Below are 21,254 nucleotides of genomic sequence, written 5' to 3' on the forward strand. Positions count from 1 at the left end.
AGCCTTACTCCGCAGGAATACGCATATGCGAGGGCTGAGCCGTATGGTTGCGCTCACGCACGACCTGATAGCCCGGACGCCAGATGTAGCGCACTGGCGCGCTCAGCATATGCACAAGACGCGTGAACGGGAACAGCAGGAATATGGTGAGCCCCAGGAAGATATGCATCTTGAAGATGATCGACGCATTGGTGATGTAGCTTGATGCAGCCGGATTGAAGGTGAAGATGCCTTGCGCCCAGTTCATGAATGTCACCATTTCGCCGCCGTCCAGATGCTGCAGCGAGATCGGAATGGTGCTGAGACCGAGCAGAAGCTGCAACCACAACAGAATGATAATCAGCGTGTCGGTCGGTCGCGAGGACGCACGAACACGCGGATCGAATACACGGCGATGCACAAGCATGCTGGCGCCGACGATTGCCATCACACCGGCGATGCCACCCGCCACGACGGCAAGAATCTGCTTTGCTTCATGGCTGACGCCAAGCATGTCGAAGACCCAGATCGGCGTCAGCAGGCCGACGAAATGACCGGCGAAGATAAACAGCACGCCAAGATGGAACAGAACCGAGCCCCACATGAGCTGCTTGCGCCGCAAGAGCTGGCTTGAGCCGGAACGCCACGTATAGGGCTCGCGGTCATAGCGGAAGATCGAACCGAGCACGAGCACGCTCAGTGCGATGTAGGGATAGATGCCGAAAAGAAACGTATGGAGATAAGCCATTTTCCGTCTCCTATATATGTGAAGGGTTGGACGGGTTGCCGGGCTTGCGCTGTGCTGCACGCATCTGCGTGCGCAACCGGTCCGGGCCGCAGGAATTGTCGCCCGCATTGCCGCCAAACGTTACCGCTTCTTCTTCCCAGATGCGGTCGAGCGCGGCGAGATCGTTCGGGTCGTCTTCCTCTTGCCGAAGTAATTCTCCGACGAGGTTCTTGTCCGGCTTGGCATTGGCGACATGCAGCAGCGCCGCAAAGGCGTTGGCATAGGGCGACTGGCGCTTGCGCAGACGCTCACCGATAGCGGCCGAGATATGGCCGGTCTGGGTGAGAAGATCGTGGATTTCCTCTGGCGAGCGTGTCGACAGGAATTCGAGGAACAGCGGCAGATAGTCCGGCAGTTCCTTGGCATCTACGACAAAGCCGTTGTCGTCATACATCTTCATGAGATCGACCATGGCCTGGCCGCGGTCGCGGCTTTCACCATGCACATGCTCGAAAAGATGCAGCGACAGCGAGCGCGTGCGGTCAAAAAGATGCACGTAACGTTCCTGCGCCTCGTAGAGATCGCAGTCGCAGACATAATCGACAAGGCTGTCGAGCAGCCTGCGGATGCCGGGGGAAAGCTTTTCCCCGGCCAGTGCTTTTTTCAGTTCCTCGCCGCCGAGTTGCAACTCTGCGGTCGGATAGGAAAGCAGCAGCGAAATGATTTTCAGGGTCTTGTTCATTACACCTGCTCCCGGAAAATATCCGTTGGTGTCTGGACAACCTTCTGGCGCTTGGAGCCGAACAGGTCTTCGGTCGACGTTCCACCCGAACAGCCATTGCCGAAGGTGAAGCCGCAGGAGCCGCGCACGTCATAGGCATCCTCGGTGATTTCACGATGCGTGGTCGGGATGACGAAGCGGTCTTCGTAATTGGCAATCGCCATGATGTGGTACATTTCCTCGATCATCGCACTGCTCATGCCGACGCGGTCGGCAATCGCCTCATCGATAACACCATCGACGGTCTTGGCGCGCATATAGGCACGCATGGCGAGCATACGTTCCAGCGCCGAGATGACCGGCTCTTCCTTGCCTGCTGTCAGAAGATTGGCAAGGTAGCGGACCGGGATGCGCATGGAGCGGACATCCGGCAGCGGGCCATCCATGCCAAGCTTGCCAGCAGCGGCAGCCGACTGGAGCGGCGAGAGCGGCGGCACATACCAGACCATAGGCAAGGTGCGGTATTCAGGATGAAGCGGGAAGGCAATCTTCCAGTCCATCGCCATCTTGTAGACCGGCGAATGCTTGGCGGATTCCAGCCAGGCTTCCGGCACACCATCCTTGCGCGCCTGCTCGATCACGGCAGGATCGTTCGGATCGAGGAAGATGTTGAGCTGTTCCTGATAGAGATCCTGTTCATTGGCCGTGGAAGCGGCCTCCGAAATACGGTCGGCATCATAGAGCATCACGCCCAGATAACGAATGCGGCCAACGCAGGTTTCAGAACATACGGTCGGCTGGCCGGCTTCAATGCGCGGATAGCAGAAGATGCACTTTTCGGACTTGCCCGAACTCCAATTGTAGTAAATCTTCTTGTAGGGGCAGCCGGAGACGCACATGCGCCAGCCGCGGCACTTTTCCTGATCGATCAGGACAATGCCGTCATCCTCGCGCTTGTAGATCGCCCCTGACGGGCAGGCCGCAACGCAGGTTGGATTGAGGCAGTGCTCGCACAGGCGCGGCAGATACATCATGAAGGTGTTTTCGAACTGGCCGTAGATTTCCTTCTCCACGCCTTCGAAATTGTAATCCTTCGAACGCTTGGCAAATTCACCACCGAGAATTTCTTCCCAGTTCGGACCCCATTCGATCTTTTCCATCCGCTCGCCGGAAATCAGCGAGCGCGGACGGGCGGTCGGCATGGTCTTGCTTTCGCCTGCCGTCTGGAGATGGCCATAATCGAAGTCGAACGGCTCGTAATAGTCGTCGATTTCCGGCAGGTCCGGATTGGCGAAAATCTTGGCGAGGATGCGCCACTTGGAGCCCATCTTCGGCTCGATCTTGCCGTTCTTCTTGCGAACCCAGCCGCCGTTCCACTTCTTCTGGTTTTCCCATTCCTTCGGGAAGCCGATGCCGGGCTTGGTTTCAACATTGTTGAACCAGGCATATTCCACGCCTTCACGGTTGGTCCAGACGTTCTTGCACGTCACGGAGCAGGTGTGGCAGCCGATGCACTTGTCGAGATTGAGCACCATTCCAATTTGCGCACGGATTTTCATTCTGCTGCCTCCTTCGCTGCGGAGCTCTGGTTGCCTTCTTCAAGCGGACCTTCCATCCAGTCCACTTTCTCAAGCTTGCGCACGACCACGAACTCGTCACGGTTTGAGCCGACGGTTCCGTAATAGTTGAACCCATAGGACTGGTGGGCGTAGCCGCCGATCATATGCGTCGGCTTGGTGATGATGCGGGTGACGGAGTTGTGAATGCCGCCGCGCTGGCCGGTGAGCGGCGAGCCGGGCGTATTCACGATCTTCTCCTGTGCGTGATACATGAAGACGGTTCCGTCCTTCATGCGCTGGGAGACGACCGCACGGGCCACAATGGCGCCGTTGGCGTTGTAGACTTCCACCCAGTCATTATCGACGATGCCAGCCTTTGCGGCATCCGGCTCCGAAATCCAGACAACCGGCCCGCCGCGATTGAGCGTCAGCATCAGGAGATTGTCCGTATAGGTGGAGTGGATGCCCCATTTCTGGTGCGGCGTGATGAAGTTCAGCACCAGATGCGGCTGGCCGTCCGCCTTTTCACGGATTGCCGGATTGACCGTCTTGGTATCGATTGGCGGGCGATAGACGCAGAAGCCTTCGCCGAAAGCGCGCATCCACAGGTGATCTTGATAGAGCTGCTGACGGCCGGTCAGCGTGCGCCACGGGATCAGCTCGTGCACGTTGGTATAGCCTGCATTGTAGCAGACGGTTTCGGATTCAATGCCCGACCAGGTTGGCGAGGAGATGATCTTGCGCGGCTGCGCAACAATATCGCGATAGCGGATCTTCTCGTCTTCCTTGGGAATGGCCAGATGCGAATGGTCGCGACCTGTGAACTTCGACAGCGCTTCCCATGCCTTGACCGCCACCTCACCGTTGGTTTCCGGCGCGAGCGACAGAATGACCTCGGTTGCGTCGACGTCGGTATAGATGCGCGGACGTCCCTCGCTTGCGCCCGGCTCATGAACCTTGCCGTTCAGTTTGCCCAGCAGATCAACCTCATGTTCGGTGTTCCACGAAATACCCTTGCCGCCATTGCCCAGCTTGTCGAGAAGCGGTCCAACGGAGGTATAGCGCTTGTAGAGGTTCGGATAGTCGCGCTCCACAACCACAACCGATGGCATGGTCTTGCCGGGGATCGGCTCGACTTCGCCCTTCTTCCAGTCGAGAACGTCCTTCGGCTGGGCCAGTTCGCCCGCCGTGTCATGCAGGGTCGGCACGAGAACGATGTCCTTCTCGACACCCAGCACTTCCGGCGCCACTTCCGAGAACTTCTTCGCGATACCCTTGAAGATGTCCCAGTCGCTGCGTGCTTCCCATGCCGGGTCGGCTGCGCTTGACAGCGGATGGATGAAAGGGTGCATGTCGGAAGTATTGAGGTCGTTCTTCTCGTACCAGGTGGCAGTCGGCAGAACGATATCGGAATAGACGCAAGTTGTGGACATGCGGAAATCGAGCGTGACCAGAAGGTCGAGCTTTCCTTCCGGAGCATTCTCATGCCACACCGCCTCGCGGCTTTCCTGTGCGCCTTCCTGACCCAGATCCTTGCCAAGCAGACCGTTCGACGTGCCGAGCAGGTGCTTCAGGAAATACTCATGCCCCTTGCCCGACGAACCGAGCAGGTTCGAGCGCCAGACGAACATGTTGCGCGGCCAGTTGGCCTCGTGGTCGGGGTCCTCGCAGGACATGGTGACGGTGCCGTTCTTCAAAGCATTCGCGATGAAGTCTTTCGGCTCCTTGCCTGATGCGGCTGCCTCCTTGGCAAGCTCCAGCGGATTGGTCTGAAGCTGCGGCGCGGAAGGCAGCCAGCCCATGCGCTCGGCGCGGATGTTGTAGTCGATCATCGTACCGTCCCACGCGCCCTCAGGCGCGGTGGGCGAGAGAATGTCCTGCACTTTCACGGTCTCGTAGCGCCACTGATCGGTATGCGCATAGAAGAACGAGGTGGAGTTCATGTGACGCGGCGGACGGTTCCAGTCGAGCGCGAAGGCAAGCGCCGTCCAGCCGGTCTGCGGGCGCAGCTTTTCCTGCCCCACATAATGGCTCCAGCCGCCGCCGGACTGACCAATACAGCCGCACATCACCAGCATGTTGATGATGCCACGATAGTTCATGTCCATGTGGTACCAGTGGTTGAGACCGGCACCGAGGATGACCATGGAACGACCATTGGTCTTTTCGGCATTGGTTGCGAATTCGCGGGCGACAGCAATGATCTGGTCGCGCGGGACACCCGTGATCTTCTCAGCCCAGGCCGGGGTATATGGCAGGCCCTCGTCATAGGACTTGGCAGAGTTCGCGTCGCCAAGCCCGCGATCAAGACCGTAATTGGCGGCAAACAGGTCGAACACCGTCGCGACCATGACGTCGCCACCCTTGATCTTCAGCTTGCGGGCCGGAACCTTGCGCACCAGCACGCTGTCATGGTCCGTGCCTTCAAAATAATCGTGCTCGCGGTTGCCGAAATATGGGAAAGCCACATCGGCGACGGCATCATGGCTGTCCTTGTCGATGAAGCTCTTGGCAAGTTCCACATCCTTGCCCTTGCCGTCCTTTTCTTCGAGGTTCCACTGGCCATCGTCACCCCAGCGGAAGCCGATGGAGCCCTGCGGTGCAACATAGGCGCCCGACTTCGTATCGAAGGCGACCGTCTTCCAGTCTGGATTGTTGCCTTCGCCGAGATCGCCCTTGAAGTCGGAAGCGCGCAGGAAGCGGTCCGGCACATAACGTCCGCCCTTCTTCGAGAGCATGACCAGCATCGGGAAGTCGGAATATTTACGGCAGTAATTCTCGAAATAGGGAACCTGCCGGTCAAGGTGATATTCGCGCAGAATCACATGGCCAAGCGCCATGGCAAGCGCGGCATCGGTGCCCTGCTTGGGATGCAGCCACAGATCGGAAAACTTCGCTGCTTCCGAATAGTCGGGCGAGACCACGACCGACTTGGTGCCCTTGTAACGCACTTCCGTATAGAAATGCGCATCCGGCGTGCGGGTCTGCGGTACGTTGGAACCCCAGAGCATCAGGAAACCGGCATTGTACCAGTCTGCCGATTCCGGCACGTCGGTCTGTTCGCCCCATGTCATCGGCGAAGCGGGCGGCAGATCGCAATACCAGTCATAGAACGACATGCAGACGCCGCCGAGCAGCGACAGGTAACGCGAGCCCGCCGCATAGGACACCATCGACATGGCCGGGATCGGCGAGAAGCCGATCACGCGGTCCGGTCCATAGGTCTTGGCCGTATAGGCATTGGCCGCGGCGATGATCTCGTTGACTTCTTCCCACGTTGCGCGAACGAAGCCGCCGAGACCGCGCACCTTCATATAGTCGGCACGCTTGGCGGGGTCCTGCTGGATCGCGGCCCAGGCCGCGACAGGCGTTTTCAGCGTGCGTTCCTTGCGCCACAGCTTCAGGAGACGCGAGCGGATCAGCGGATATTTCACCCGGTTGGCAGAATAGACATACCAGCTATAGCTTGCCCCGCGCGAACAGCCGCGCGGCTCATGGTTCGGCAGGTCGGCCCGGGTGCGCGGATAATCCGTCTGCTGGGTTTCCCAGGTGATGATGCCGCCCTTGACGTAGACTTTCCACGAGCAGGAGCCGGTGCAGTTCACGCCATGGGTGGAGCGGACAATCTTGTCGTGCTGCCAGCGCTTGCGATAGGCGTCTTCCCAGTCACGGTTCTCATTGGTCGTGACGCCATGGCCTTCCGAGAAGGTGCCGACATTCTTGCGCGCAAGAAAGTTCAGGCGATCGAGGAGTAGACTCATGATTATATCCTCACTTTATTTCTTCAGGCAGCAGCAGCGGCTGGTTTGCTGCGGTGCTCCACGTCGTAGAGCAGACCGCCTTTTCGGGTGTAGACGCCCCAGGTGATGACGAGGCAGGTCACGTAGAAGATCAGGAAGGCCCAGAGTGCGGCTTCCGGTCCGCCGGTCATGCTGATCGAGGTGCCGTAACCCTTCGGGATGAAGAAGGCGCCGAAGGCAGCAATGGCCGAGGTGAAGCCGGTGATGGCTGCAGATTCCTTGTCTGCTTCGTGACGGCGTTCTTCCGGGGTGGCATTGGGCATAAGCCTGTCCATCTCTTTCGACATGATCGCCGGGATCATCTGGAAGGTGGAGGCATTGCCGATGCCCGTTGCGAAGAACAGCAGGATGAAGGAAGCAAAGAAGCCCCAGAACGCATTCGGCTGATCCTTGATGCCGACGAAGTACAGCACGCCCGCCACGCCGATCATCATCAGGACGAATGCCCAGATGGTGACGCGTCCGCCGCCATATTTATCGGCAAGCCAGCCCGAACCCGACCGCGACAGCGCGCCGACGAGAGGCCCGAGGAAGGCGAACTGAAGCGCATTAACCTCAGGGAACAGGATATTGGTCAGAAGCGGGAAGCCAGCCGAATAACCGATGAACGAGCCGAACGTGCCGGTATAGAGCCAGCACATGATCCAATTGTGCCTGCGGCGGAAAATGACGGCCTGATCGGCAAAGGAAGCCTTGGCCGACGCGATATCGTTCATGCCGAACCAGTTGGCGAAAGCCGTGACGATGATGAACGGCACGAAGAAGAAGCCGGCATTCTGCAGCCAGAGCGGCGTGCTGCCCGCTTCGGTCGCAACCATTGACGGATCGCCGCCAAGCTTACCGAAGATACCGGCAGTGATGACCAGCGGAACCACGAACTGCACGACGCTGACGCCGAGATTGCCGAGGCCTGCATTGAGCGCTGCCGCATTGCCCTTCTCTTTCTTCGGGAAAAAGAAGGAGATGTTGGACATGGAGGAGGCGAAATTACCGCCGCCGAAGCCACAGCAGAGCGCCAGCAGCAGGAAGATGAAGTAAGGCGTATTCGGGTTCTGCACGGCATAGCCGATACCGATGGCCGGAATGACCAGCGACCAGGTGGTCAGTGTGGTCCACAGGCGGCCGCCGAAGATCGGCACCATGAAGGAATAGAAGATGCGGAAGGTCGCGCCCGAAATGCCGGGGAGCGCCGCCAGCCAGAACAGCTGATCGGTCGTGAACTGGTAACCCACCAGCGGCAGCTTTGCCACCACCACGGACCAGACCTGCCAGATGGCGAAGGACAGAAGCAGTGCCGGGATCGAAAGCCACAGGTTGCGCTTGGCGATCCTCCTTCCCTTCTCTTCCCAGAAGGTCGGGTCGTCCGGGCGCCAGTCGGTCAGGACGGAATCGCCCTTTGCCGGCTTGACATCGGCTTTCTTCAAGCCCTGCAATTCAGCAAAGGCCGGAAGCTCTTCCGTCGTCTTGCCCTCGGCTGCGCGTTCCATCTGGCGGATCGAGACATGCATCCACGCAAAGGAAACCGCGACGATGACAAAGAGCAGCATGAAGCAGCTCGTCCAGAGGCCGGTCTGGTCCAGAAGTACACCGAACAGGATCGGCAGGATGAAGCCGCCAAGACCGCCGATCATGCCCACCAGACCGCCGACGGAGCCGACATTGCCCGGATAATAGACCGGAATGTGCTTGAAGACGGCCGCCTTGCCCAACGCCATGAAGAAGCCGAGGATGAAGACGGTGATGGTGAAGCCGATCACGCCCATTTCCGCGTGGAAGGCCAGTGGGCCATTATCGCTCTGGATGACATAATCCGTCGGCGGATAGGACAGTATGAATGTCGCGACCAGCGAGACGGCGAAGGTCCAGTACATGACCCGGCGCGCGCCATAGACATCCGAAAGATGTCCGCCATAGGCGCGGAAAAGACTTGCCGGGACAGAGAAGAACGCCGCGATGATGCCTGCGAGGCGAATATCGACGCCATAGACATGGATCAGATATTGCGGCAGCCACAGCGCGAGAGCCACGAAGGCGCCGAAGACGAAGAAATAGTAAAGCGAGAAACGCCAGACCTGAATATTCTTCAGCGGTTCCAGCTCCATCAGGGTGCTGGCGGGTTTTTCGCCCTTGCGCCGACGCTCGACCAGGACCGGATCGTCGCTCGTGGTGAAATAGAAAATCAACGCCATGACGACCATCGCGGCCGCCCAGACTTCGGCGACCGTATGCCAGCCGAATGCAACCATGACCATCGGCGCGAAGAACTTCGTCACCGCCGCTCCAACATTGCCCGCGCCGAAAATGCCAAGCGCAACGCCCTGCTTTTCCGGCGGATACCAGCGCGAGACATAGGCAACGCCAACCGAGAACGACCCGCCCGCCACGCCAACGCCAAGCGCTGCAATCAGCATTTGCGGATAGGTGGTGGCGTAGGTCAGAAGATAGGTGGCAACCGCCGAGACCAGCATTGTGAGCGTGAAGATGGCCCGACCGCCATAGCGATCCGCCCAGATGCCCAGAATGACGCGGATCAGCGATCCCGTAAGGATCGGCGTACCGACGAGCAAGCCGAACTGGGTTTCGCTTAAGCCCAGCTCGGATCGAATTTCAATGCCGATGATTGCAAAGATGGTCCAGACCGCAAAACACACTGTGAAAGCGGTCGTACTCATCGCTAGCGCCGTGGTCTGCGCCCTGGGATTTTCCCCTGCGACATGTTGCATAGGCGTACTCCGAATTGAATACCATTGGAGGTTTCGTATGCACTTATGCGTCGACTTTCAGATGAATACATTGATTAAGATCAATATCTTTAGACTATTCAAGTTGAATTTTAGATATTCGTGGCTTAACGACCAAAATAGACCTAGTTAGTTCAAAGTATTGATTTATGCGCATTGCGCAATTGATATTTATCAAGCATAATAGACTGATAAAAACTTGACCCCAAAAGTGAGGTTTAATGCGGAAAGAAGACATCGACGCGCTGAAGAATTTGCCGCTCTTCATGGATATGGCAGATGCCACTTTCGAGCGGATCATGCGCCCGAGCTTCGTGCAGTCGTTTCCGCCACGCACGACCCTTATCAAGGAAGACGAGCCTGCGGACTTCCTGTTCGCAATCCTGGACGGCCTCGTGTTGATGTCCGCGAAATCGGACGACGGCGAAACCGCGCTGGAAATATTGCGCGCCGCCGATATTTTCATTCTCGCAGCCGTGCTCAATGACGATGTGTGCCTGCAAACTGCACAGACTCTCACGCCAACCCGTGTGCTGATGGTGCCTTCAAGTCTGGTTCGGGACTTGATGAGCGAGGACGTCGGTTTCATGCGCGCCGTCGTCTTTGAAACGGCACGCGCCTATCGTCGTCTGGTCAAAGAGCTGAAGGCGCAGAAGCTTAGAAGCAGTGTGCAGCGCCTCGCCAACTGGATCGTCAAGGAATCGCTCTTTAACAACGGCGCCGACGTCGTAATGATCCCTTATGAAAAACGGACACTTGCCGCCTATCTCGGCATGACGCCGGAGAACCTGTCGCGCAGTTTTGCAACGCTCGGGTCCCACGGTGTCAGTGTGCAGGCCTCTGCAATCAAGATCACGAACAAGAACAAGCTGCTGCAGTTTGCGGCACCTTCCCATCTGATCGACAGGGAAGAACCGGCGCGCACGGCCGACAGGGTTTGAGACCGGCTTTCATCTTCCTGTCAAACAGAACGACTATCCGGTGACTTTCCTGATCGAACGGATATCCGCCATGAAAGCACCTTTTGTTGCACTGTTTCTTGCCCTTGCCACCAGCGCCGCGGCGCAGGAAATGCAGAAGCCGGAACTTATCGGCGCTATCACGCTACCGACCGGCCTGAAAATCGGTGGCATTGAATTCGGCGGAATTTCCGGCCTCGACTACGACCCACGTGAAGATATCTATTACGCCATATCCGACGATCGTTCGGAAAACGCACCTGCGCGCTTTTACAAGCTCAAGCTCGCCATCGACGGTTCCGGCGTGCAAAGCCTTGATGTTCTGGAAACGGTCACGCTTCTGGACAAGGCCGGCAAATCATTTGCGCTGAAGGATGTGGACCCTGAAAGCATCCGCTTCAACGTGGCGACCGGCACGATCTACTGGTCAAGCGAAGGCGATAAGAACGGCAGGCCTTTTATCGGCGAAGCAAAGACCGATGGCGGTTTCATTCGCGAATTTGCTTTGCCGGAAGCCTACATTCCCGACGAAGGCAAGACACGCGGCGTCCGCAACAATCTGTCTTTTGAAAGCCTGACCATCACACCGGACGGCAAGACGCTTCTGGCGGGGACGGAAAACGCCCTGACACAGGATGGAGACAAGGCGACACTCGACCATGGCAGCCGTTCACGCATCATCGCCTTTGACCTCGCCTCAGGCAATGTGACGGCAGAATATGCCTATGACACCGACCCGATCTTCACCAAGGCGACGCTGCCGCCCTTCTGGAACGATAATGGCCTGTCGGAATTCGTTTCTGATGGAAACGATCTCCTCACTGTCGAACGCTCCTTCGCCATGGGTGTGGGCAATCGCATTACGCTCTACCGCGCATCTTTCGATGGCGCCAGCAATGTGAAGGATGTGCCCTCACTGGCCAGTCAGCCTGTGACATCGCTCGGCAAGAAACTTTTCCTCCAGCTGAACGAAGGTGATTTCGGCCTCGACATCGACAATATCGAGGCCATCACCTTCGGGCCGGTGACTGACGGCAAGAGAACGCTGATCCTTGCCTCGGATAACAATTTCAACCACGGTCAGGTTTCACAGTTCATTGCTTTGAAGCTGCCCTGACCGACCCGGGCATTTCCAGCAAAAGTGCGAAGCGGTTTTGCGTAGCATAATGCGACGAAACAAATATTCAGAGCTCAGGTCCAGAAATAGCGCACGATATGGAAGAAGACCGGAGCCGAAAAGACGAGACTGTCGGCCCGGTCGAGCATCCCGCCATGTCCTTCGATCATGTGGCCCCAGTCCTTCACGCCGCGATCGCGCTTGATAGCGGAAGCAACAAGCCCGCCGAAGAAGCCCATGATGCATGATGTGGCCGCAAGGGCACCCGCCTGCACAGGCGAAAACGGCGTCAGCCATGCAAGACCGGCCCCCAGAAGAGAGGCGCTCGCGACACCGCCCACAAAACCTTCCCAGGTTTTGGACGGCGATATGCTGGGCGCGATGCGATGTTTTCCAAACAGCTTTCCGAAAATATACTGCAGCACATCGCTGCCCTGCACGGTGGCCACCAGAAACGCGATCAGAAGCAGTTTCTTGCCGTCAAAACCGGGAATATCCAGTGTCATCAGCGCGGGCACATGGCTTATGCAATAGACCGACAGCATGATGCCCCATTGCTGCTCGCTGATACGCTCCAGAAAGCGCGACGTGTCCCCGGAAAGTGCAGTCAGAACCGGCATGGCGAGGAAGCAATAGACCGGGATGAAGATGGAATAGAGCCCGTACCAGTCGATCCAGATCAGATAATATTGCACCGGAATGACCAGCAGGAACATGCCGAGCAGCACGCGATGGTCGGCGCGTCGTGTCTGCGTCAGCGTCGCATATTCGCGCAAGGCCGCGAATGATATCAGCGCGAACAGCACGATCACGCCGCCCTTGCCGAACAGGAAGGCGATGCACATGGCCCCGACCATGATCCACCACGCCTTGATGCGGGCATTGAGATTGACCAGCGTGGATGAAAGCGGCTTCGGCGCGCGCCATGAAAGAACACCGGCAACGGCGCTTGCCGTTATCAGAACGCCCATGAGGCCAAGGAATAATCGGGTCGTTTCACTCATGAGTGATTACCATTCTGAGGCTGAATATCGAGAAGGCTCTGACGGGCGCGGGCGAGAAATTCCTTGCGGTCCTCACCCTCACCAAGCTGCACCGGCGCACCGAAAATGACACGGCAAAGAAGCGGCACCGGCAGCATGGCGCCCTTGGGTAGCACGCGCGACATGTTTTCGATCCAGCACGGCACCAGCTCGACATCGGGGCGTGCCAGCGCCAGATTGTAGATGCCGGAACGAAAGCGCAGCAGCGCCTCGTCGGTCATGTTGCGTGTGCCTTCGGGAAAGATGATGAGCGAATGGCCATCGGCCAGCGCTTTCAGCATCACTTCCATCGGATCCTGTGTACGCTCAACCCAGTTGCGCTCAACAAGCACAGTGCGCAACAGAACTTCGGCCATGAACTGGCGCACGCGGTTGCCCCGCCAGTAATCGGCACCAGCGACAGCGCGGGTACGCGCGCGTTCTTCCTGATCGAGACAGGAGGAAAGCAGGATGAAATCGCCGTGGCTTGTATGGTTGGCAAAATAGATACGCTGATTGCGCGACGGACCAGTGCCGCTCCAGATTGGCCGCACGCCGGTAATCCCGCGCGACAGGATTGCCAGAAACGAACCGAACGTGGATTGCACCTGATGGCGGATCAGTTCCCGCATGTCACAGCCCCTGACCCAATGGCACCGTGGCCAGCAGAATGAAAAGTACGATACCCAGCCCCATGAAGAACCGCAGACGCCCCATGATGCGTCGCGAGCCTTCTATCCTTTTCGCAAGTGGACGGACCGTGCCGTCATTGGAGCGCAAACCCATGCGCTCAAGAATGCTGTCTACCTCACCCAATCCCGTTTCACCGGAACCGGCGATCAGCTTGAAAAGCGCGGCATCGAACAGGAGGTGCGCAGCGATACCCAGCACGATCAATGCGCTTACCAACAAAAGCGGCCAGATCAGCCAGAAGGCCAGATCATGCACCGGGCGCATGAAGGGCGCGACCGCAAGCAAAGCCATGGCGACAACGATGCCGAGAAAGGCATTGCGGCGCAGAACAATTGCTGTGGACGCTGCCGGAGAATTCATGTCAGCTCCTCCGCCAAATGCAGATGCACCGGCCAGCCTTTTGCGCGGATCAGCGCTTCGGCTTCCCGCGCATTGGCGACACGGCCAGTAGAGATGAGCCATGCGACCGCAACTGTTGCGCTGCGCTGAAAACCAAGCGCGCAACAGACAAGAACCGGGCCGTGATGGCGTGCGGCTTCAACGGCATCGGAGGCCAGTTGCATCTTTTCCGATGACGGCGCGACCAGATCGAGCGTGCCAAAATTTTTCCATTCCGTGACATGCAGCGGTGGCACCATTTCAGCGGCAAGATCAATGACGGCAGCAACGGATGAGAGTTCTGCGGCTCTTGGAAAACGCCCGAGAAACACCCCGTCGGCAAGCTCGACATGCGGCGGCAGCTTGCGTGTCCAGAACCGCACATTCAGCCGGGCAAAAAACCGGTAGGGCCAAAGCAGCCAGCGGCTTGCGAGACTGACCGAACCGTCTGTCAGCTTCTGGAAAATGCCAGCACCTGCACCGAAATAGCCAAGTGCCACGATGGCCAGTGCGGTTGCAGGCCAGAGCCAGAAAACTGCATAGCCGGTGACGGTCAGGCCATGGATGGCGAGCACCAGAAACAGGATTGCGCCTGCCAGATAGTAAAACCCGATCCTTCTGGCTTTGGGGTCTGATGTGAACCGAAACTCTGCCAGCGGGGGAGGACCGCTGCGGGGAAAAAGCCACAAGGCAAACAGCCCGAGCAAAGCGCCTGCCGGAATATCGACCGCGTGGTGCTGATAGGTGGTCAGCACCGACAGACCGATCAGCAGACACCAGACATGCCAGATCACGCGCATGGTATCACCCATCACGCGGCGCATCTGATCCCAGATGATGATCAAGAGCGCGATATGCAGCGAGGGCGCTTGATTAAAGGGTTTGTCGAAGCCGCCAAGTACATCGAACATAAAACCCGGAAGACCAGCCGTTGCCGGTTTTACGAAAGTTGCGGTCAACGGAAAAGCGACGAAGCAGAGAACAGCGATGATCTGTGCCGTCAGATAGCGTTTTGCCAGCCGGTCGACCTGTTCGGGGCTGTCATTGACGAACAGCGCAATCGCATAAAACAGATTGACCGACCAATAGGGAACGATGCTCCACGCGATAAACGGAACTTGGCTTTCCCATCCGAAAGCAAGGTTCGGCACATGACCTTGCTGCGATGCGAGCCAGTTGGCCGTACCGTAGGTCAGGTAGAAAAAGGGCGCGAGAAACAGAAGCCAAAGGATCGCGCGACGGATCACAGGCCGCCGCGAAGATCCGTCAAGTTCCGTCAAATGCACTGTCACGCTTCGCCGTCTCCCACGCGCTCCGCAATCGAGACGGTGAAAATGCCCCACTGATCGACGCGCTGTTCGATCTTGCGATAACCGGCCTTCTCGACAAGCTGGTCCATTTCGCCCTGCGTGCGGCGGCGCATCACCCATGCCTCGCCGCCGCGATGTGACGTGAGCGCACGCGCAATCATTTCAAGCTGCGGATGCCATGGCTGGTTGGTGTAGATCAGCAATGAGCCGGGTTTCTGCACGCGGGCGAGGCCCGAAAGTGACCGGTTGATCAGCGCATTATCGGGGAAAAGTTCGTAAAGACCGGACACGATGGCGAGGTCCGGCTGCGGCGTGACCGCTGCAAGGCTTTCCTCGTTGAAAGCGTCACCCTCTTCCATATGAGCGATTGCTTCAAGCCCGCGATCCCGGATGAGCTTGTTACCCGCCAGCACATTGATCGGCGAATAATCGCGCAGGTGAATACTGTCCGGCATGGCGTCGGCACGCACCACCGCATCGATGACATAGCGGCCATGGCCGCAGGCAATGTCGAGAATATTGGTCGAGCGACCTTCGCTCTTAAGCCGCTTTATCGCCGCACCGATCAGTTCTTCCAGATGCACCTTGCGCTGGCGGATACCCCGCCAGCCGATCGCTTCCAGAAACTGCTTGTCGATGAGCTTGCCACCCGGCCCGAGGCCCCGCGCTTCATTCTCATAGACATAATCGAGCGTGGAACCGGAATCGAATCCCGTGCGCTTGCCGACTTTCAACCCTTCCGAAAACAACGCACCGAAGGCTATCGAAGCGCGTGTCGACGCCCAGTAAAGCCCCTGCGCAGTCAGAAGCGGCAGCGGGCTCGACAACCGGTCTGCCTCGTCGCGCGTGTGGCCTGCAATATGCGCATCCGTCAGATCGGCGCGCTGCGGCTTTTCGGCAAAACGGACCTCGATGAAATCGTGGATGAGTTCGATTGCGGGTTTGCGATCCCGTTCGCCGAGCGTGTCGTGATAGAACCCTTTCAGAACATGCCGCTCCTTGATGCGGCTGCCGAGATTTTCAAAGAAGCGATGTTGCGGCGCAGGACGCACGACAAAATCACTGCCGGAAATGAGCAGTTGTGTCGGAACGGTGATCGCCCGCGCATCGTCCACCACGCGCTTCGCCGTCTCATAGAGTTGCAGCAGGATGTGCGAGGCGATGGGGCGCGTGATCAGCGGATCGGTACGATAGGATTCGATGCGCTCCGGATCGTGGGTCAGGAATTGCGGCTTGACGTATGAATTGACGTAGAAAGTGCCTTTCAGCTTCTGCCACAGGCCGATGCCTTCCTTGGCGAATGGCACATAGAGATTGATGTCGAAAGCGGGCGAAGCCAGCACCAGCGCCCGAATATTCGGCGCATAGTCATGCACCCAGGCCGCAGCCAGAACCGCGCCGACACTCTGCGCGATGATTGCCACATCCTCGATGGCGGTGCCAGTTTCCTGACGGATATGGGCGACAAAACTGTCGAGGTCACGGATCGACGCGCCGAAGGACGGCGAGAAGCCGCGCACGCCCGGCGACTGGCCGTGGCCGCGTGCATCCCAGGCGTAGAAGGCGTAGTCATCCAGCCCCAGCTCATCAACGAGGTGCGCGACGCGTCCGCTGTGCTCATGGCCACGATGCAGGAGAACAATCACGCCTTTCGGCTTGCCGGAAATTGCCGGCCAGAAACGGTAGAACAGCGACGTGCCGTCATGGGTGACGAACTGGCTTTCCTGCGCCGCGCGATGCCGATTTGTAGCGTGCTCGTTCATGCCATCCCCTCTCCACCTGTTTCCTCATGGGACAATTGCCCGCAATTTCTATTGAGTGAAACAAAATGTTTGAATAAACGAGCTGGAGCGAACCGCAAATAGCTGTTCAATACTTATTCTTCGTTTCCCAAGAGATTCTTGATGTCGGTTTATCAACTCAAGTCGCGTTTCCAGAATTTACTGAGACCTCTTGTCGTGCGACTTGCTGCAGGCGGTGTAACGGCCAATCAGGTTACAGTCGCTGCCGCGCTCGTCTCGATCATACTTGGCGCTTTTCTGGCGTGGAGCGGTAACGCGGCATGGTTTGCACTCGTCCCGATCTGGCTTTTCCTGCGGATGGCGCTGAACGCCGTCGACGGAATGCTGGCGCGCGAACATGGGCAGAAATCGACGCTGGGTGCCTATCTCAACGAGATTGGAGACGTTGTTTCCGATGCTGCCCTTTATGCGCCCTTCGCGATCATCGCGCCGTTCACCGGCCCATGGATATTCGCGATTATCTTTCTGGCCACCCTTACGGAATTTGCAGGCGTTGCCGGTGCGTCCGTGGGTGCGAACCGCCGCTATGACGGCCCGATGGGCAAAAGCGACCGCGCTGTGGTCTTTGGCGTGCTCGGTGCGTGGATTGCCATTGATGGCATTCTGCCACAATGGATTTTCTGGCTGCAGCCGCTCCTATGCCTGCTTCTGGTCGCGACTACGGTCAAGCGCATCGCAAACGGCATAAGCGAGACAAAGAGCGGGTAAAACGGCTTTCCGGTACTGGTATTGACGCAATTGGGGCCTATGTTGGTCCATTCAATTCCAGCTCAATCGGAGGCCATGCCAATGAAGAAAGCTAAGACTGCTTTTCTGTTTGCGGGCATATTCGCATTTTCATCCGCGCTCAGCCCGGCGCTGGCTGCCAGTAATGGCAGTTCGAAACAAAGGGCGAAGGAAGTCACCGCTGTCGTCAACGCCGTCGCGCAGAAAATGCCCGACCAGCCGATCAATACGGTGATGTATATCCGCTCCAATAATTTCGAGGTTCTCGCAGGCGACTGCACCGTGCGCGCGCATATCGTCTCGTCGGGTCACAAGGCAAAAAGCAGCTCTCCCGACAAGATCAAGGTCCGGCTCAACAAGCGACGCTGTGCGCGCTAATTCCCGTTGAGCTGTGACTTTGCAACGGTCTTGACCACCCAGTCGGCAAAGACACGAAGGCGGTTGCTGAGATGCCGGTTGGGTGGATAAACCAGATAAATCGGCATCGGCTCGATTTCCCACTCCTGCAGGACAGGGCGCAACGTGCCGTTTTCGATGTCGTCCTTCACCATGAACAAAGGCGCCTGCACCACGCCGAGACCTGCGCGAGCGGCAGCGAGATAGGTGGTCGATTCGTTCGCTGCCACCACATAGCGTCCGTTGACCTCGATTTCCTCCGTCCCTTTTTTGAAACGGAACGGCATCTGCTGGCCGGTCGATGGCCGGAAATAACCGACCACCGTGCAGTTCCTGCCGAGATCGGACGGATGCAGCGGCGTGGAACAACGGTCGAGATATTCGGCGGAAGCACAGGCGATGAAATGCATGTCGCCGATGCGTCGCGCAATCAGCGACTGGTCGGCCAGCTCGCCAATGCGGATGGCGCAATCGACGTTCTCCGCCACATAATCGACAGGCCGGTCCGATACGCCAAGATCGATCTGGATATCGGGATAACGCTGATGAAACTCGATCAGCGCCGGAATGATGATGAGATTGGCGACCGCGCTTGCCATTTCGACGCGCAGGCGACCTTTGGGCAAGGTCTGGGCGCTCGACAAGCTGCCGTCAAGTTCCGCAAGATCGGCCAGCAATCGTGCAGCGCGCTCATAGTAAAGTGCGCCGTCCGGTGTTACGAGAACACGGCGGGTCGTACGATTGAGGAGTTTTGTACGAAGATGGGCTTCCAATCCCTGGATAAGATTGCTGATCGTTGCCTTGGGCATATTGAGGGAGGCGGAGGCGCGCGTGAAGTTCCCGGTTTCAACAACCCGGAGAAAAGCGCGCATGGCCGAGAGCTGGTCCATTATCAAAAAGCCGTCATTGTTCGAAATTCTGGACAGTGTAACCAATTATAGGGGACTATTCCAGCCTATAGACAATGCTAATATCTAATTATGGCGGTTTGCCGCTATACATGAAGGCCAAGAAAGATGTGCGAGAAGTTTAGTGTAGAGACATTGCAGCTTCACGGGCAAGCCCATGGGCAGGCGGGTACCACCAACTGCACGGCGCGCATTTATAAGGGCGCCAAGTTGCTCTCTCCTCCGCCGGTGGTGTTGCACCTTCACGGCGGTGCTTTCTCGGTCAACTGCCTTGGTGACTGCGAGCGCGTTGCCGAAACACTTGCCGAGGCAGGTGCGGTGGTCGTGTCGCCAGAATATTCGTCGGCCTGTCTCAACCCGTTCCCGGCGGCGCTTGAGATAGCTTACTCCATTTTGTCTTCGATGCGCGCGCGTTGCCCTGAATTAGCGCACAAGAAGTCGATGCTGTTCGTCGCCGGTGAAGAGGCGGGCGGTAATATTGCTGCCGGCGTAGCCCTCATGGCGCGCGATCAATATCTGACCGAGCTCAAGGGTCAGATACTGCTTTCGCCCATGCTCGACCCCTGCCTCGCCACGGCGTCTTTCCGCAAGTATTGCCCGGAAAGCGCCGTCCAGACGATGTCGGATGGCTGGCAGCATTATCTGGGCGAGTGTGCGGGTTTCACCCACCCCTACGCCGCGCCTGCCCTGTGTACGCGTCTTGCTGGTCTGGCACCCACCTTGCTTGTCACCAGCGCCCAGTGCCCGATGCGAGATGAAACGCAGGCCTATGCCGAGCGTCTCCGTCAGGCGGGCGTGAAGGTTCAGTCTCATGTCCTGCCCGGAAAAGCTGGCTGGATACCCGAAAACAAGGTGGCGAGCACCGACTGGTCGCCACAGGAACATAAACTTATCGACCTGTTTTCCGATTTCTTCCGGCAGGCAGGAGCAAAGCCAATCGCAGCATAAAGCATGTCTCCCAAAAGTGGGAACCGCCTTCGCGGGGAAATCAATCCACTGGATTGATTTCTGATCCCGCTACGATGGGACAAAGACATGCTTGAAATAACCAGTTTTAAAGTCCTCCCAAGCTTTGATCTGGTGCTCACATTGAAGCCGGCCCCCACCGGTTAGAGCGAAGCTCTAACCTCCTTTATTGAAAGCATAATCTGACCGATCCTCGTTCCACTCCGGTCGGATTATGCTCCAGGAGATACAACAATGACATCGATCACAGCCCGCCGGGCCCTATGGGGCGCCGGCCTGAGTATCCTATTGTCTGCAGCCGGCGGCGGCGCCATTCTCTTTGGCGCGCCTCACCTCAAGGCCGATGCTGCAACCGATATTTCCGCTCCACCGCCTGCCGTGCCGGTATCGGTCGCCAAGGCAGAATCGCGACGCATCGTAAGCTGGGAAGAGTTTTCCGGCCGTCTGGAAGCGATTGACCGGGTAGAAATTCGGCCGCGTGTCGGCGGCGCCATCCTGAAAGCCCATTTCCGCGAAGGCGCTCTGGTGAAACAGGGTGACCTGCTCGTCACCATCGATCCCGAGCCCTATGCGGCAGCCGTCGAAAAGGCAAAAGCGCAGGTTTCCGCTGAAGAAGCCCGCGTCGCACTGGCCAAGACCGAACTGGAACGCGGGCGCCAGCTCGTGACCACCCGTACGATCGCCCAAAGCGGCCTCGACCAGCGCTCCAGCGCCTATGACGAGACGCAGGCGACCTTACGTTCCGCCAAGGCAGCCCTGCGTTCCGCCGAGCTCGATCTTCAATATACCGAAGTGCGCGCACCGATTTCCGGTCGCGTCGGGCGGCTGGAAGTCACGGCAGGCAATCTCGTTGCGGCAAGTTCCGCCTCGCCGGTTCTGACCACGCTTGTTTCGGTCGATCCGATCTATGCAAGCTTCAGCGCCAATGAGGAAGTCGTCACCAAGGCACTGGCCAAGCTTGCAGCCTCGCCTGGCGGAAACGCCATCGAGCGCATTCCTGTCCAGATCGGCACCGCTTCCGATGAAGGCACCCCGATTTCCGGCCATATCCAGCTCATCAACAATGAAGTCGATGCCACAACCGGCACAATTCGGGTTCGTGCGGCAATCGACAATCCGGACGGAAGGCTCATTCCGGGCCAGTTTGTCCGCATTCGTTTCGGTGAGCCGGAACCGGATGAAAAACTGGTGGTGAGCGACCGGGCGATTTCTTCCGATCAGGACAAGAAGTTCGTTTTCGTAGTCGGCACGGATAACAAGGTTGAATACCGGCAGGTGGTTCTCGGCCGCAACTATGACGGCTTGCGCATTGTCGAAAGCGGGCTGAAGCCCGGCGAGAATATCGTCGTGAACGGCCTGCAACGCATTCGTCCGGGCGTGGTCGTCGTACCGCAGCCTGTAACCGAAACGCTTGCAAAAAATTGATCGCAGCAGTGCGCGCCTGAAACGC

At 58.0% G+C, this 21,254-nt stretch carries 17 protein-coding genes; 6 read left to right on the forward strand and 11 right to left on the reverse strand.

What is annotated here, in order from left to right; genetic code table 11:
- Nucleotides 1-4 precede the first annotated feature (4 nt).
- From narI to OHI65_RS03340, 5 genes are read right to left on the reverse strand one after another with little or no spacing between them, the layout of a single operon-like run.
- Nucleotides 5-727 (reverse strand): respiratory nitrate reductase subunit gamma, encoded by a 723-nt coding sequence (narI, locus tag OHI65_RS03320; RefSeq protein ID WP_125300793.1) that lies wholly within the window; start codon nt 725-727, stop codon nt 5-7.
- A gap of 10 nt (nt 728-737) precedes the next feature.
- On the reverse strand, nt 738-1,448 hold the full coding sequence (narJ, locus tag OHI65_RS03325; protein WP_125300794.1) for a nitrate reductase molybdenum cofactor assembly chaperone: 711 nt from the start codon (nt 1,446-1,448) through the stop codon (nt 738-740).
- Nucleotides 1,448-2,986: a nitrate reductase subunit beta gene (gene narH / locus OHI65_RS03330; RefSeq protein WP_011982640.1), complete on the reverse strand. Its 1,539-nt coding sequence runs from the start codon at nt 2,984-2,986 to the stop codon at nt 1,448-1,450. Before narH ends, narJ begins: the two co-directional genes overlap by 1 nt.
- On the reverse strand, nt 2,983-6,747 hold the full coding sequence (locus tag OHI65_RS03335) for a nitrate reductase subunit alpha (RefSeq protein WP_125300795.1): 3,765 nt from the start codon (nt 6,745-6,747) through the stop codon (nt 2,983-2,985). Before OHI65_RS03335 ends, narH begins: the two co-directional genes overlap by 4 nt.
- A gap of 23 nt (nt 6,748-6,770) precedes the next feature.
- On the reverse strand, nt 6,771-9,509 hold the full coding sequence (locus OHI65_RS03340) for a nitrate/nitrite transporter (RefSeq protein WP_125300796.1): 2,739 nt from the start codon (nt 9,507-9,509) through the stop codon (nt 6,771-6,773).
- Nucleotides 9,510-9,748: 239 nt separating this feature from the next.
- On the opposite strand from OHI65_RS03340, the gene OHI65_RS03345 reads away from it, so the two are divergent.
- Entirely contained in the window at nt 9,749-10,468 is a 720-nt protein-coding gene (locus OHI65_RS03345; protein WP_010660850.1) for a cyclic nucleotide-binding domain-containing protein, read from the forward strand.
- A 70-nt stretch (nt 10,469-10,538) separates the two neighbouring features.
- Nucleotides 10,539-11,603: an esterase-like activity of phytase family protein gene (locus OHI65_RS03350; RefSeq protein WP_125300798.1), complete on the forward strand. Its 1,065-nt coding sequence runs from the start codon at nt 10,539-10,541 to the stop codon at nt 11,601-11,603.
- Nucleotides 11,604-11,677: 74 nt separating this feature from the next.
- Here the strand turns inward: OHI65_RS03350 and OHI65_RS03355 are convergent, their stop codons facing one another.
- The 5 genes from OHI65_RS03355 to OHI65_RS03375 are packed head-to-tail and all read right to left on the reverse strand — an operon-like array spanning nt 11,678 to nt 16,769.
- The gene (locus OHI65_RS03355) at nt 11,678-12,607 is read right to left on the reverse strand and encodes a phosphatidate cytidylyltransferase (protein ID WP_094541089.1); all 930 of its coding nucleotides are present in this window, start codon (nt 12,605-12,607) and stop codon (nt 11,678-11,680) included.
- Nucleotides 12,604-13,257: a lysophospholipid acyltransferase family protein gene (locus OHI65_RS03360; RefSeq protein WP_011982634.1), complete on the reverse strand. Its 654-nt coding sequence runs from the start codon at nt 13,255-13,257 to the stop codon at nt 12,604-12,606. Before OHI65_RS03360 ends, OHI65_RS03355 begins: the two co-directional genes overlap by 4 nt.
- Before the next feature lies 1 nt (nt 13,258).
- On the reverse strand, nt 13,259-13,678 hold the full coding sequence (locus OHI65_RS03365) for a hypothetical protein (RefSeq protein WP_125300799.1): 420 nt from the start codon (nt 13,676-13,678) through the stop codon (nt 13,259-13,261).
- Nucleotides 13,675-14,988 carry a phosphatase PAP2/dual specificity phosphatase family protein gene (locus OHI65_RS03370; protein ID WP_125300800.1) on the reverse strand — a complete coding sequence of 438 codons (1,314 nt, stop codon included), beginning with the start codon at nt 14,986-14,988 and terminating at the stop codon, nt 13,675-13,677. The genes OHI65_RS03365 and OHI65_RS03370 overlap by 4 nt, the downstream gene beginning before the upstream one ends.
- Nucleotides 14,985-16,769 (reverse strand): bifunctional alpha/beta hydrolase/class I SAM-dependent methyltransferase, encoded by a 1,785-nt coding sequence (locus OHI65_RS03375; RefSeq protein ID WP_125300801.1) that lies wholly within the window; start codon nt 16,767-16,769, stop codon nt 14,985-14,987. Before OHI65_RS03375 ends, OHI65_RS03370 begins: the two co-directional genes overlap by 4 nt.
- Before the next feature lie 141 nt (nt 16,770-16,910).
- On the opposite strand from OHI65_RS03375, the gene OHI65_RS03380 reads away from it, so the two are divergent.
- Entirely contained in the window at nt 16,911-17,516 is a 606-nt protein-coding gene (locus OHI65_RS03380; RefSeq protein WP_011982630.1) for a CDP-alcohol phosphatidyltransferase family protein, read from the forward strand.
- Between the two features lie 81 nt (nt 17,517-17,597).
- Nucleotides 17,598-17,912 (forward strand): hypothetical protein, encoded by a 315-nt coding sequence (locus OHI65_RS03385; RefSeq protein ID WP_125300802.1) that lies wholly within the window; start codon nt 17,598-17,600, stop codon nt 17,910-17,912.
- On the opposite strand, the gene OHI65_RS03390 is transcribed toward OHI65_RS03385, so the two are convergent.
- Entirely contained in the window at nt 17,909-18,820 is a 912-nt protein-coding gene (locus tag OHI65_RS03390; RefSeq protein ID WP_125300803.1) for a LysR family transcriptional regulator, read from the reverse strand. The two genes, OHI65_RS03385 and OHI65_RS03390, sit on opposite strands and share 4 nt — an antisense overlap.
- A 126-nt stretch (nt 18,821-18,946) precedes the next feature.
- On the opposite strand from OHI65_RS03390, the gene OHI65_RS03395 reads away from it, so the two are divergent.
- Complete coding sequence (locus tag OHI65_RS03395) at nt 18,947-19,786, forward strand: alpha/beta hydrolase (RefSeq protein ID WP_125300804.1); 840 nt, start codon at nt 18,947-18,949, stop codon at nt 19,784-19,786.
- 252 nt (nt 19,787-20,038) lie between these two features.
- Nucleotides 20,039-21,229, forward strand: a complete 1,191-nt coding sequence (locus tag OHI65_RS03400; protein ID WP_125300805.1) for an efflux RND transporter periplasmic adaptor subunit — start codon at nt 20,039-20,041, stop codon at nt 21,227-21,229.
- Nucleotides 21,230-21,254 lie beyond the last annotated feature (25 nt).

Origin of the sequence: Brucella sp. MAB-22 (genome assembly GCF_025908475.1) — a bacterium.
GTDB lineage: Bacteria > Pseudomonadota > Alphaproteobacteria > Rhizobiales > Rhizobiaceae > Brucella > Brucella anthropi.